This window comes from Burkholderia sp. KL41 (assembly GCF_057005415.2).
Genome location: NZ_CM174446.1, coordinates 1,118,414 through 1,131,116, shown reverse-complemented (window position 1 = coordinate 1,131,116; position 12,703 = coordinate 1,118,414). Strand labels below are relative to the sequence as shown.

General features: G+C 66.8%; 11 protein-coding genes and 1 tRNA gene. 9 read left to right on the top strand and 3 right to left on the bottom strand.

Annotation, left to right across the window (positions count from 1 at the left end; all coding sequences use genetic code 11):
• Nucleotides 1–124 precede the first annotated feature (124 nt).
• The 7 genes from pepN (at nucleotide 125) to PQB87_RS05355 (ending at nucleotide 7,969) form a co-directional block, all read left to right on the top strand.
• Nucleotides 125–2,821 (top strand): aminopeptidase N, encoded by a 2,697-nt coding sequence (gene pepN, locus PQB87_RS05385; RefSeq protein WP_489242656.1) that lies wholly within the window; start codon nucleotides 125–127, stop codon nucleotides 2,819–2,821.
• A gap of 269 nt (nucleotides 2,822–3,090) precedes the next feature.
• The gene (locus tag PQB87_RS05380) at nucleotides 3,091–4,104 is read left to right on the top strand and encodes a class 1 fructose-bisphosphatase (protein ID WP_006485729.1); all 1,014 of its coding nucleotides are present in this window, start codon (nucleotides 3,091–3,093) and stop codon (nucleotides 4,102–4,104) included.
• 205 nt (nucleotides 4,105–4,309) lie between these two features.
• Nucleotides 4,310–4,385 (top strand) — tRNA-Thr (locus PQB87_RS05375).
• A gap of 170 nt (nucleotides 4,386–4,555) precedes the next feature.
• Entirely contained in the window at nucleotides 4,556–5,365 is an 810-nt protein-coding gene (locus PQB87_RS05370) for a helix-turn-helix transcriptional regulator (RefSeq protein ID WP_111940418.1), read from the top strand.
• 144 nt (nucleotides 5,366–5,509) lie between these two features.
• Nucleotides 5,510–7,243 (top strand): FAD-dependent oxidoreductase, encoded by a 1,734-nt coding sequence (locus PQB87_RS05365; RefSeq protein WP_111940416.1) that lies wholly within the window; start codon nucleotides 5,510–5,512, stop codon nucleotides 7,241–7,243.
• Complete coding sequence (locus PQB87_RS05360) at nucleotides 7,240–7,452, top strand: hypothetical protein (RefSeq protein WP_111940414.1); 213 nt, start codon at nucleotides 7,240–7,242, stop codon at nucleotides 7,450–7,452. Before PQB87_RS05365 ends, PQB87_RS05360 begins: the two co-directional genes overlap by 4 nt.
• A gap of 262 nt (nucleotides 7,453–7,714) precedes the next feature.
• Nucleotides 7,715–7,969: a GlsB/YeaQ/YmgE family stress response membrane protein gene (locus PQB87_RS05355; RefSeq protein WP_027788093.1), complete on the top strand. Its 255-nt coding sequence runs from the start codon at nucleotides 7,715–7,717 to the stop codon at nucleotides 7,967–7,969.
• Between the two features lie 79 nt (nucleotides 7,970–8,048).
• Here PQB87_RS05355 and PQB87_RS05350 read toward each other — a convergent pair whose 3' ends face one another.
• The 3 genes from PQB87_RS05350 to PQB87_RS05340 all read right to left on the bottom strand — a co-directional run bounded on the left by PQB87_RS05350 (nucleotide 8,049) and on the right by PQB87_RS05340 (nucleotide 11,530).
• The gene (locus PQB87_RS05350) at nucleotides 8,049–8,663 is read right to left on the bottom strand and encodes a hypothetical protein (RefSeq protein ID WP_111940412.1); all 615 of its coding nucleotides are present in this window, start codon (nucleotides 8,661–8,663) and stop codon (nucleotides 8,049–8,051) included.
• Nucleotides 8,651–11,014: a TonB-dependent receptor gene (locus PQB87_RS05345; protein WP_111940410.1), complete on the bottom strand. Its 2,364-nt coding sequence runs from the start codon at nucleotides 11,012–11,014 to the stop codon at nucleotides 8,651–8,653. The genes PQB87_RS05350 and PQB87_RS05345 overlap by 13 nt, the downstream gene beginning before the upstream one ends.
• 126 nt (nucleotides 11,015–11,140) lie before the next feature.
• Nucleotides 11,141–11,530, bottom strand: a complete 390-nt coding sequence (locus tag PQB87_RS05340) for a DUF2946 domain-containing protein (protein ID WP_111940408.1) — start codon at nucleotides 11,528–11,530, stop codon at nucleotides 11,141–11,143.
• Between the two features lie 240 nt (nucleotides 11,531–11,770).
• Here PQB87_RS05340 and PQB87_RS05335 point away from each other — a divergent pair, with 240 nt between their 5' ends.
• Together PQB87_RS05335 and PQB87_RS05330 are read left to right on the top strand one after the other, a co-directional pair.
• Nucleotides 11,771–11,875, top strand: coding sequence for a chorismate mutase (locus PQB87_RS05335; protein ID WP_162269111.1), 105 nt, complete (start codon nucleotides 11,771–11,773; stop codon nucleotides 11,873–11,875).
• Between the two features lie 223 nt (nucleotides 11,876–12,098).
• The gene (locus PQB87_RS05330) at nucleotides 12,099–12,692 is read left to right on the top strand and encodes a chorismate mutase (RefSeq protein ID WP_111940406.1); all 594 of its coding nucleotides are present in this window, start codon (nucleotides 12,099–12,101) and stop codon (nucleotides 12,690–12,692) included.
• Nucleotides 12,693–12,703 lie beyond the last annotated feature (11 nt).

The window sequence follows — 12,703 nt, the reverse complement described above, 5'->3', positions numbered from 1 at the left end:
ATACGCGGACTCCCGGAACCGGTAAAAAGTTCGCCCGGCACGCAGCCGCAAGCCTTTGTACAATGGCCCGGTTCGCCCGGCCCGTGCCACGGGCCCGTCCCCCACACCACCGATCTCGACGACCATGTCCGACAACGCTTCCTCCACCGTGATCCGCCGCGCCGACTACACGCCGCCGGCCTTTCTCATCGATACCGTTGCGCTCGAATTCGATCTCGCGCCGGCCCGTACGATCGTCAGGAATACGATGCGCGTGCGCCGCAACCCGGACGCCGCGCCCGCGCCGCACCTGGAGCTGATGGGCGAAGCGCTCGAATTCGTCGGCGCACGGCTGGACGGCGCGCCGCATGGCGCCGTGCGCGCGCACGAGCACGGGCTGACCGTCGAGAACGTCCCCGATGCATTCGAGCTGACGCTCGAAAGCGCATGCGCTCCCGACCAGAATACGACGCTGTCGGGTCTCTATGTATCGAGCGGCAACTTCTTCACGCAGTGCGAAGCCGAGGGCTTTCGCCGCATCACCTACTTCCTCGATCGCCCGGACGTCATGGCGTCGTACACGGTGACGCTGCGCGCCGACAAGGCCGCCTACCCGGTGCTGCTGTCGAACGGCAACCTCGTCGATTCCGGCGACCTGCCCGATGGCCGCCACTTCGCGAAGTGGGAAGACCCGTTCCGCAAGCCGAGCTACCTGTTCGCACTGGTCGCCGGCAAGCTCGTCGCGATCGAGGAGAAGATCACGACCGGCTCGGGCAAGGAAAAGCTGCTGCAGGTGTGGGTCGAGCCGGCCGATCTCGACAAGACGCGTCACGCGATGGATTCGCTGATCCATTCGATCCGCTGGGACGAGAAGCGCTTCGGCCTCGAGCTCGATCTCGACCGCTTCATGATCGTCGCGGTCGGCGACTTCAACATGGGCGCGATGGAAAACAAGGGGCTCAACATCTTCAACACGAAGTACGTGCTGGCGAACCCCGAGACCGCGACCGACACCGACTTCGCGAACATCGAGTCGGTGGTCGGCCACGAGTACTTCCACAACTGGACCGGCAACCGCGTGACCTGCCGCGACTGGTTCCAGCTGAGCCTGAAGGAAGGGCTGACGGTGTTCCGCGACCAGGAATTCTCGGCCGACATGGCCGCGGGCGACGCCGTCGAATCGGCGGCCCGCGCGGTCAAGCGCATCGAGGACGTGCGGGTGCTGCGCCAGTTGCAGTTCGCCGAGGATGCCGGCCCGATGGCGCACCCGGTGCGCCCGGAGAGCTACGTCGAGATCAACAACTTCTACACGATGACCGTCTACGAGAAAGGCTCGGAAGTCGTGCGGATGTACCAGACGCTGTTCGGCCGCGACGGCTTCCGCAAGGGGATGGACCTGTATTTCAAGCGCCACGACGGGCACGCCGTGACCTGCGACGACTTCCGCCACGCGATGGCCGACGCGAACGGGCGTGACCTCGCGCAGTTCGAGCGCTGGTACAGCCAGGCCGGCACACCGCGCGTGTCGGTGCGCACCGCGTACGACGCGGCCGCGCGCCGCTATACCGTCACGCTCGCGCAGGGGGGCTACGGCGACGCGTCGCCGGCCGCGCGCGAAACGCAGCAAGGCCCGCTGCTGATCCCGTTCGCGATCGGCCTGATCGGCCGCGACGGCCGCGACCTGCCGCTGCGCCTCGACGGCGAAGCCGCCGCGGCCGGCACGACGCGCGTGCTCGACTTCACCGACACCGAACAGACCTTCACGTTCGTCGACGTGCCGGAACAACCGCTGCCGTCGCTGCTGCGCAACTTCTCGTCGCCGGTGATCGTCGAGTACGACTACAGCGACGACGACCTCGCGTTCCTGCTCGCGCACGACAGCGATCCGTTCAACCGCTGGGAAGCCGGCCAGCGCCTCGCGACGCGCGCGCTGCTGACGCTCGCCTCGCGTGCCGCCGCGAACGAGCCGCTCACGCTCGGCGAGAACTTCGTTGCCGCCTTCCGCCGCGTGCTGACCGACGCGACGCTGTCGCCCGCGTTCCGCGAACTCGCGCTGACGCTGCCGTCGGAAACCTACCTCGCCGACCAGATGGCGGAAGCCGATCCGGCCGCCGTGCATCGCGCGCGCCAGTTCGTGCGCCGCCAGCTCGCCACCGCACTGCGCGCCGACTGGCTCGCCGCGTACGAGCAGCACCAGACGCCCGGCGCCTACGAACCGACGCCCGAGGCCTCCGGCCGCCGCGCGCTGAAGAATCTCGCGCTCGCGTATCTCGCCGAACTCGAGGATCCGGTCGATGCCGTGCGCCTCGCGACCGCGCAATACGACGCGGCGAACAACATGACCGATCGCGCGGCCGCACTCGGCGCGCTGCTGTCCGCCGCGGCCGCCGGCGCGAACGAACCGGCCGAGCACGCGCTCGACGATTTCTACCGCCGCTTCGAGAAGGAAGCGCTCGTGATCGACAAATGGTTCGCGATGCAGGCCGCGCAACGCGGTACGCCCGCGCAGCCGACGCTCGCGAAGGTTCGCAAGCTGCTCGCGCACCCCGCGTTCAACCTGAAGAATCCGAATCGCGCACGTTCGCTGATCTTCAGCTTCTGCGCGGCCAACCCCGCGCAATTCCACGCGGCGGACGGCTCGGGTTACGCATTCTGGGCCGAACAGGTGCTCGCGCTCGACGCGATCAACCCGCAGGTCGCGGCGCGCCTCGCCCGCTCGCTCGAACTGTGGCGCCGCTTCACGCCCGCGTTGCGCGACCGGATGCGCGAAGCGCTCGAGCAGGTCGCCGCCGGCGCGAAATCGCGCGACGTGCGCGAGATCGTCGAGAAGGCGCTCGCGTAACGCAATCCTCCGCATCGCTCACACGCGAAACAGCCGGTGCCGCCAGTGGCGGCGCCGGCTTTTTATTGCGTGAATACTGCCGGCCCCGGACGCAGTCGCGGGGTCTGACCGCGCCCGCTGCATGGCGCGTCCCGCGCGTCGTCGCCGCCGGAAACCGGGTCGATCCGGCCGCCCGGCCGTGTAACCGGACGAAAAAAGCCGGCGGCACGGGAGGCGCGACGGGTAAAATTGCGGCCATTCAAGGATTCTTTGGCCTTCTGGAGTCTGTCATGTCCATTGCCCGCCGCACCACGCTGTCGAAGTTCCTGATCGAACAGCAACGTGAGACCAACAACCTCCCCGCCGACCTGCGCCTGCTGATCGAAGTCGTCGCACGCGCGTGCAAGGCGATCAGCTACAACGTGTCGAAGGGCGCGCTCGGCGAGGCGCTCGGCACCGCCGGCAGCGAGAACGTCCAGGGCGAAGTGCAGAAGAAGCTCGACATCCTGTCGAACGAGATCCTGCTCGACGCAAACGAATGGGGCGGCAACCTCGCCGCGATGGCATCGGAAGAAATGGAAACCTTCTTCCCGATCCCGGCGAACTACCCGCGCGGCGAATACCTGCTCGTGTTCGACCCGCTCGACGGTTCGTCGAACATCGACGTGAACGTGTCGATCGGCACGATCTTCTCGGTGCTGCGTTGCCCGGACGGCAAGCAGGCAACCGAGGAATCGTTCCTGCAGCCGGGCACGCAGCAGGTCGCGGCCGGCTACGCCGTGTACGGCCCGCAGACGGTGTTCGTGCTGACGACCGGCAACGGCGTGAACTGCTTCACGCTCGACCGCGAAGTCGGCTCGTGGGTGCTCACGCAGAGCAACATGCAGATCCCCGCCGACACGCGCGAATACGCGATCAACGCATCGAACGCACGCCACTGGTACGACCCGGTCAAGCGCTACGTCGACGAACTGAACGCCGGCAAGGACGGCCCGCGCGGCGACAACTTCAACATGCGCTGGATCGCCTCGATGGTCGCCGACGTACACCGGATCCTGAATCGCGGCGGCATCTTCATGTACCCGGCCGACAAGCGCACGCCCGATCGTCCGGGCAAGCTGCGCCTGATGTACGAAGCGAACCCGATGTCGTTCATCGTCGAACAAGCGGGCGGCGCCGCGACGACGGGCACGCAGCGCATCATGGAAGTCCAGCCGACGGGCCTGCACCAGCGCGTGCCCGTGTTCCTTGGCTCAAAGAACGAAGTCGAGCGCGTGACCGGCTATCACGACGAAGCAAAATAATTGCACTGCAGCACTAGACGGAGGTGCGATGCGCAAGTACAATCGCGCCTCTTGATGTGGCCCTGACCGGTCGCATCACAGTGAAGTGAAAGCGGGAAGTCCGCCGGATCGAGGGTTTCGCGAAGCAGCAGCAGCAAGCTGAAAAAAATTCGCAAAACCTATTGCCAAGATCCCGGAAATCACCATATAATTTCATTTCTCTGCTGCCGGTGTAGCTCAGTTGGTAGAGCAGCGCATTCGTAATGCGAAGGTCGTAGGTTCGACTCCTATCTCCGGCACCAAGACATAAAGGTCTGACAAGCATCGCTTGTCAGACCTTTTCTCTTTTCCGGCGCCGAAATCGTGCGCCCGCCCTCTCGCCTCACCCCGTCCGCTTGCGGGCATCCCCGGACTCCCGTATCACGCGCCGACGACTACAATCGCCGGACACTCCACCCTCGCCCCCTTCTTCATGCGCACCTGGCGTCTCGAGCGAGCGAATCTCGCCGCGCAGCTGGACGTGTCCCGCGCGACGCGCCTCGTCGCCGCGATCGGCGGCAACGAGCCGAACGCATTCGCGGCCGAAATCCTGAAGCTGTTCGACGACGCGCTGTCCATCACGCAGTGCACGATCTTCGCGTACGAGTTCGGCAATCGCCCGCGCACGATGTCGGTCGCCGATCATCGCGGAGGCCGCTACCTGCGCGACCTCGCCGACACCTACGCACGACATTTCTACGCACTCGACGGCAACCAGCAGATCGTGTCGACCGCCCATCGCGGCACACGCCGCCACGATCTGCTGCTGCACCAGCAGGCCGGCGACGAGATCGATCACGAAGCGTATCGCGCCACGTGCTACCGCGGCCCCGACGTATCCGACCGGCTGGCGCTGCTGATGCAGCCCGGCGATGCGACGTGGCTGTCGATCAACCTGTACCGCGCGCATCGCAGCGGCGCATTCCAGCCGCGCGAGATCGCCGCGATCGAAGCGCTCGCACCGCTGATCGCGCAGGCCGCAAGGCATCACTACGCGCTCGCCGGTGCCGCGCAGATCGGTATCCCGCAACGGATGCTCGCGCGACTGCGCCATGCATGCCCCGATTTGTCCAAGCGCGAGCTCGACGTGCTGCGCGGCGTACTTGACGGCCAGACCGCGCACGAGATCGGCGAGACGATCGGCGTAAAGGCATCGAGCGTCGTCACCTACCAGAAGCGCGCATACCGGCGCCTCGGCATCTCGAGCCAGCGCGAGCTGTTTGCGCTGTGCATGCAGCCGTGAAACGTCGCGGCCTGCGTTGAGCCCCTCGCTGTACCCGAATTGGGGACAACCGGCGCACGACCGGCTTCCATACTGTCCCGACCTGTTGCACGCATCTTTGCGTCGATGCGCGCACGTCGAACCGGACTACCCTGGAAGCCAACGATGGATATCGACTTCAAGCCCTACCCGTTCGTCGCCGAGCGCCATCCCGCGCATCTGCCGGCCTGCGACGACGGTATCGATACACACCGGCATCGCGTTGCGATCGTCGGCGGCGGCCCCGTCGGCCTGGCCGTCGCGCTCGGCCTCGCGAACCACGGCATCCGCAGCGTGCTGATCGAGGCAGACGACGCAGTCTGCCACGGCAGCCGCGCCATCTGCATCTCGCGGCGCAGCCTCGAGATCATCGAGCGGCTCGGCGCGCTCGACGACTTCCTGCGCAAGGGGCTGCCGTGGACCGGCGGGCGCAGCTTCTACCGTCGCGACGAAGTGCTGCATTTCACGATGCCGCAGGACGAAAACCAGAAGCTGCCGCCGATGGTGAATCTCGCGCAGTATCACATCGAGCAGTTCCTGCTCGACGCCGCGCTGCGCCGCCGCGAACTCATCGAGATCCGCTGGCAGACGAGAGTCACCGGCGTGACCCCGCAACCGGACGGCGTGCGCCTCGACGTCGACACGCCGCTCGGCGGCTACGCACTCGACGCCGACCGGGTCGTCGCGTGCGACGGCGGGCGCAGCACGATGCGCGACGCGCTCGGCCTGTCGCTCCGGGGCACGAGCTACGAGGGCCGCTACGTGATCGTCGACATCGCGCTCGACAGCGACCGGCCGACCGAACGACTGGCGTACTTCGACCCGTCGTCGAACCCGGGCTCGACGGTGCTCGTTCACAAGCAGCCCGACAACGTGTGGCGGATCGACTATCAGTTGCGCGACGATGAGGATGCCGAAGCCGCCGTGAAGCCGGAGAACGTGATCCCGCGCGTGCAGAACCTGCTCGACATGATGGGCGAGCGCGGCGACTGGTCGCCGATCTGGATCACGATCTACAAGGCGAACGCACTGACACTCGAACGCTATCGACACGGTCGCGTGCTGTTCTGCGGCGACGCCGCGCACCTCGTGCCGATCTTCGGCGTGCGCGGCGCGAACTCGGGCATCGACGATGCCGACAACCTGGCATGGAAACTCGCGTACGTGACGCGCGGGCTCGCATCGGACACGTTGCTCGACAGCTACTCGGACGAACGCGTGTTCGCGACGCACGAGAACCTCCGCTACGGCACCAAGAGCACCGAATTCATGGCGCCGCCGTCATTCGCATTCGAACTGATGCGCAAGGCCGTGCTGTCGCTAGCGGTCCGCCATCCCGCACTGCGTTCGCTGATCAATCCGCGCCAGACGACGGCCATCGCGTATGCGACGTCGCCGCTCAACGCGGCCGAACGCGACACGTTTTCGGCCGGCCCCGCGCCCGGCACGGTGCTCGCCGAATGCCCGCTGATGCTGTACACGGCACACGGCAGCGACGTGCGCCGCGGCCACCTGACCGACCTCGTCGCTCCACGCTTCACCGCGTTCTGCTTCACCGCGGACGGCGTGCCCGATGCGACGCTGGCCGATCTCGAACGGCGCCTGCAGGCTGCGCGGATGCCGTTCGCGCTCGTCACGCTCGCACGGCATGCCGCGCCACGGCAACCGGCCTGCGGCGGCCATGACGTCGACGGCCGGCTGTTCGACATGTACGGCGCGCGCGACGGCACCGTCTATCTCGTGCGTCCGGACGGTCACGTACTCGGCCGCTGGCACGACGCGCGCGCCGGCGACGTGGCCGCCGCACTCGAACGCGCACTCCATCCGTGCGCATCGACCGATCCTCAGGAGACCGCATGATGACGGATACCGAACGCGACACCCTCTACACCGACCTGTGCCGCACGATGACGCGGATCGGTGAAGCCGATGCGTCGCTCTTTCTCGCCCGTTTCGCACTGCTGTCGATCGAGGCGATCGGCGATACCGCGACCGTCGCACGGCTGATTGCCGACGCAAGCGATGGATTGCCCGCCGCGGGCATGCAGGCTTCGACGCTCGGCCGATGACGCTCGCGGCCGACCGGCGTCACCGGCGGCCACTCCTTACAAATTCATTTCGCCGCGCATCGTCCGTGCGCCAGCCTCGCCGTATGCAGACGAATTCCCTGGAAAATCCGGTTAAGGGTGCATAACATTACTTAACGATTCCGACCCGTCTATCGCGTTACATTGCGTGGGCGGCGCGGCGGGTCGCAATGCCGCCTTCATTCAGCTTGCGGCGACACAGCCGACGTCCGGTCATTCGACACAACACAAGGAGAGGATCACCATGACTCATGGCTTGATTATGTGGCTCATCATCGGCGCGATCGCCGGCTGGCTTGCCGGCTTGCTCGTCAAGGGCGGCGGCTTCGGGCTGATCGTCGACATCATCGTCGGGATCGTCGGCGCAGTGATCGGCGGCTGGCTCGCCGGGCTGCTCGGCATCAGCATCGGCAGCGGTTTCATCGGATCGGTGATCGTCGCGGTCGTCGGTGCGGTGATCCTGCTGTTCGTGATCCGGCTATTCAAGCGAGCGGCCTGACGCTTCTCTCCACGCGCCTTCGGGCGCGTTTTCGCATCAGGCCGGCGCGCGGCCCGTTCGTCGCGCGCCACTGGCCCGTTCAGCGCGTGACGCGCTGCAACCCGCCGTCGAGCACGTCGGCCGTCAGCAATCCGCTGCGTGCTTCGCGTGCGCCATCGCGCCCGATCCACACGGTGCGCGGCACTTCCCCTCTCCATCCCGCATCGAGCGCCGCGCGCAGCCGCTCGGGCATCGGCTCGGCGTTCGCGTACTGCGCGACCTGCGGTGGCAGATTCATCCGCACGAGTACCCGGGAGATCGCCGCACCGTTGTCGTCGTACGCATCCATTGCGACCATCGCGAGCTGCACGTCCGGACTCGTAGCGATCTTCGGACGATTCTCGGCGCTCGTGTAGATCGGCTCCGGCATCGCGTTGACGGTGACGGGTGCGGACAGCGTGCGGCCGGCGTCGTCGGAATGCGCGACGACGACATGCGCGCCTTCGACCCACGCGACCCACAGCCGGTGATGCGTGTCGAATGCCGCCCCCGTCGCGAGCGGCGGCTTCTGCTTCGCGGGCGCGGCCTGCATGCTCATGTGCGCGGCATGCGAATCGGCGGCCTTCGGCACGACGTGGGTGTCGTGCGCACCGGCAGTCGAGAGCAACGCGCACCACAGCGCGCCGCCTGCCGCGAGCGATTTCACAGCGACCATTTCAGTTCTCCATAGAAAGTACGGCCCGGATACGGATGGAACACGTAGTAGCGGCGGTCCGTCAGGTTGTCGATGCCGACCGACGCGGTCCAGTGACGATCGAAGCGGTAGCGCGCCTTCAGGTCGACGATCGTGAACGAGCTCGTGCCGCCGTAGACGTCCGGGTTCACGTCGCTGTTGTCGAGCGTGTTGAACTGGCGGCCCGAATAGCGCACGCCGACGCTCGCGAGCCAGTGTTCGTCGAAGCGATACGACGCGAGCAGGTTTGCACGCATGCGCGGAATACGCGGAAAGCGCGATCCGACGTACGCGGGATTCGCGGCATCGGCGAGAATCTGCGCGTTGCTCGCCGACACGTTCGCGTCGAGACCGAGGCCGCGCAGCCCGACGTTCTCGCCGCTGAACGCGAGTTCGACACCGCGCACGCGCACGCGATCGACGTTCGAGATGTTGGTCACCGTCGTCGCACCCGACACTGTCGTCTGGCTGTAGATCGAATCGCGCAGATCGCTCTGGAACACGCTGGCACGCACGACGCCGACACCCACGTCGCGTTCGGCCGTGAAGTCCCAGTCGATCGCCTTTTCCGGCCGCAGGTTCGGGTTGTTGTTGACGATTGCGTTGTTCGAGATCGTGCCCTGGAACAGTTCGCCGACCGTCGGGTAACGCGTGCCCGTCGCGAACGACAGCCGGAAGCGCCAGACGTCGGTCGCATCCCATTGCAACGCGACTTTCGGCGACAGCGCATGCGCGCTGCGATCCGCATAACCGAGCGTGCCGCTCGCGTTACCGAGCGCGCCGCCGTACGCATCCCAGCGCTCGTAGCGCAGCCCCAGCGTCGCGAGCCAGCCCGGTGCGAAGCGCCACGCATCCTGCCCGAACAGCGCCTGCGTGCGCGTGTCGCCCCGATAGGTGCTCGCGAGCGACGTGGTCGGCCCGGCCAGCCAGTCGGCCGTGTTGTACGTGACGTTGCGCAGGAAGTAGTTGTCGTAGTGATAGCCGAACGTGAACGTGTGGCCCTTCACTTCCGGCGCCTCGGCCTTCAGGTCGAGCGTGCGCCAGCCGGTCCCGTCCCCCTGGAACAGCGTGCCTGCACCGCCCTGCACGGTCGACGCCGAGCGCTGCACGTCGCGCGACACGTCGTACGCGGACACGACGCCCGACAGGCGCCAGCCTGAATCGAGCCGGCCGTTCAGCCCGAGCGCGTACAGCCAGTTCTCCTGGTCGCCGCGCTGCGGCGCGAACGCATTCGGCGCAACGGTCATGTTCCGGCCACCGATCGATACGTTGCCGCCGTAGACCGGATTGCCGGCCGCATCGCGCAGGAAGGTTTCGCCGTGCTGCCGGTAATGGTTCTCCCAATGCCCGAGCATGAGCGTCGCGTCGACATGGTCGGTGAACGCGTAGCCCATCCGGATCGTCTCGTTGAGCTGTTCGGTCCGCTCGATCGTCTGCGCGCCGACGATCGTCCGCGGCTTGCCGTTGGGCCCGATGTCGGTCGCGGCGCCGCTCACGGGCACCGCGGCGCCCAGCTTCGGGTTGTACGCCGAATTGGGGCTCGCATATTGCATCGGCTGACCGTTGTTCTCGAGCCGATCGAGCGACAGCGCGAACCAGAACCGCCCGACGCGGTTCGCGATCCGCGCGGTCTGGTGATTGCCGCCGAAGCTGTCGGCGAATCCGTAGCCGTCGTGGTAGCGCTGCGTAAAGAACTGCGTCGACAGCGACGCCTCGAGCTTTTCCGGCCGGCGCGTCGTGAGCAGCACGGTCGAGCCGATCGAGTTGCCCGGGTACAGCGCGGAAAACGGGCCATAGAGCACGTCGACGCGCGCGATATCGTCAGGCGGAATCAGCGACCAGCGCGGCGGGTACGCGTAGCTCGAGCCGAGCAGGTTCGACAGCAGCACGCCGTCGGCGTAGACGAGCCCGCGCGCGCTCTGCAGTTCGTTGAAGTCGCGACCGGCGAACACGCTGTTGCGGTCGCCGATATAGCGCTTGCGGACCATCAGGTTCGGTGCGTATTTGAGCGCGTCCTCGGTGGTGACGTTGGTATGCGATTCGATCTGCTCGCGCGTGATCGATGTGACGACGGCCGGCGTATCCGGATCGACCGGTTGCCGCTGCGCGGTCACGCTGACCGCGGTCAGCGTACTGCCGGCCGGCACCGGCGAAACGGTTGCGGCGGTGGATGCCGGCGCGACGGTATCGGCGGGACGCTCGACACCACGGCGGGCAGTGTCGACACGCGTATCGTCAGTTGAAGCCGCATGGGCGACAGGCCACGCGAAAGCGGCCGCGCATGCGAGCGCGAGCCGCCCGCGCGACGGCCGCGCGGCGAAGGAGAAGGACATGAAGGGATTCCTGAAAACGTGATCGAACGCCGCCGGACACGAGCGCGCGCACCGCGCACGGACGGCGCGGCACGCGGCCCGGCCGCGAGCGGCACGCGCACCACCGGGGCGCGCGGACGACATCAATCAGATCGGAGCGTTTTCAGGCGGCGCGCGGGGCTGCGCGAGGCGGATACCCTTGCGGGGGCAATCAGGGATGACGGGTGCAGCCGCGCGGTAGGCGAACGTCCGCACGAAGCCCAGCAGCGCGGGCAGGCTCGTACCGAGCGCCACGTTCGCCGCGAAGCCGGGGCAGTACACGCAGTGCGGCACGCCGGCATGGTCGAACGACGGCGCATCGTGATCGCCGCCGGCCTGCGCGAGCACGACCTGGCGAGCGCCCGCTGCACTGCACAACTCGAGCGTGAGCTCACCGGAGCCGCTCGAGGCGAGACGCGCATAGCCGACGACGGGCGACAGTACGTTCAGTACCAGCGCCAGCCATACGAGGCCGATCCATCGCGTCGTTCGTTTCATCGCGGCCCAGGAAAAAGTGCGCGCAAGTATAACAAGCGACCCGATTGTTGCCGATTCCGCACGACTCGATAGTCGGCATCGCAGCGCGCGTCCGAGCGCATGTGCCGTTAATACAACAGAGACAAAATCTAACGATTCGCCACTGGCATAAATCCAAGCGCGAGGATGATAATCATCGAACCTGCTGGAGAAATGACCATGGACGAAAGACCAACTCGCATGCCACCGCCGGAGCAAGTGATGAGCCCGGATCCGGAACCCGTCGGCGTGGAATTCCTCGCCGAATTGCCCGACCACGTACGGGCATTCTTCGACGAGCAGCACAAGCTGTACTCGCCGAAGTGAACGCCTGTTCGGTTCTGTAACCGCCACGTGTCGATCATCGCTATCGTGCGGTTCATCATTGCGCCTCGCGCGCAACTCGCCTCGCACCCGGGCCGCAACAGCCTGACGGTGCCGGATCAGCTCGCCTGCTGATTCCTCTGTCGCGTCGCTACGCCGCGCGACTGTCTTCGTCTATCCTTCTGGTTTTCCACGTCCGGCCCGCCCGGCTCTCCCGATCGTTCCGATGAAGCAAGCCATTCGTGCCAGCGTCGCTGTCGCCGCGCTCGGCGTCGCCCTCTTTTCGTCCCCGCGCATCGCCGTTGCGGACGGCGACGACACCGCCCTCACCAACATCGTCGCACTCGCGTCGCAGCGCCTCGCGCTCGCTGAGCCGGTGGCTCGATGGAAATGGGCGAATCACAAGGCAATCGAGGACCGGCCGCGCGAAGCGGCGCTGCTCGAATCGGTCGGGAAGCGCGCGGCACAGGCCGGCGTCGATCCTGCGTTCGCGCGGACGTTCTTCGAGGATCAGATTGCCGCGAGCAAGGATGTGCAGAATGCCCTGTTCGCAACCTGGCGCGCGACGCGGCCGCCGGAAGGCTCGCCTCCCGATCTCGCGACCAGCACGCGCCCGGCGCTCGACCGGCTGACGCAGAAAATGCTCACCGGGCTCACGCAGGTTGCACCGCTGCGCGATGCGCCTGATTGTCAGGCGCGGCTCGCGCGCAGCATCGCGAACTGGAAGACACTCACGCGCTACGACTCCACGCAGACGCAGGCGCTCGACACCGCGCTGTCGCACGTCTGCTCGGCCGGCGGCGCAAGCGCGATCGGCTGACGCGGCGGTCG

What these genes read in the sequence shown, in the direction of transcription:
- pepN (WP_489242656.1), top strand. Translation starts at nt 125, where the DNA reads ATGTCCGACAACGCTTCCTCCACCGTGATCCGCCGCGCCGACTACACG.
- PQB87_RS05380 (WP_006485729.1), top strand. Translation starts at nt 3,091, where the DNA reads ATGTCCATTGCCCGCCGCACCACGCTGTCGAAGTTCCTGATCGAACAG.
- PQB87_RS05370 (WP_111940418.1), top strand. Translation starts at nt 4,556, where the DNA reads ATGCGCACCTGGCGTCTCGAGCGAGCGAATCTCGCCGCGCAGCTGGAC.
- PQB87_RS05365 (WP_111940416.1), top strand. Translation starts at nt 5,510, where the DNA reads ATGGATATCGACTTCAAGCCCTACCCGTTCGTCGCCGAGCGCCATCCC.
- PQB87_RS05360 (WP_111940414.1), top strand. Translation starts at nt 7,240, where the DNA reads ATGATGACGGATACCGAACGCGACACCCTCTACACCGACCTGTGCCGC.
- PQB87_RS05355 (WP_027788093.1), top strand. Translation starts at nt 7,715, where the DNA reads ATGACTCATGGCTTGATTATGTGGCTCATCATCGGCGCGATCGCCGGC.
- PQB87_RS05350 (WP_111940412.1), bottom strand. Translation starts at nt 8,663, where the DNA reads ATGGTCGCTGTGAAATCGCTCGCGGCAGGCGGCGCGCTGTGGTGCGCG.
- PQB87_RS05345 (WP_111940410.1), bottom strand. Translation starts at nt 11,014, where the DNA reads ATGTCCTTCTCCTTCGCCGCGCGGCCGTCGCGCGGGCGGCTCGCGCTC.
- PQB87_RS05340 (WP_111940408.1), bottom strand. Translation starts at nt 11,530, where the DNA reads ATGAAACGAACGACGCGATGGATCGGCCTCGTATGGCTGGCGCTGGTA.
- PQB87_RS05335 (WP_162269111.1), top strand. Translation starts at nt 11,771, where the DNA reads ATGAGCCCGGATCCGGAACCCGTCGGCGTGGAATTCCTCGCCGAATTG.
- PQB87_RS05330 (WP_111940406.1), top strand. Translation starts at nt 12,099, where the DNA reads ATGAAGCAAGCCATTCGTGCCAGCGTCGCTGTCGCCGCGCTCGGCGTC.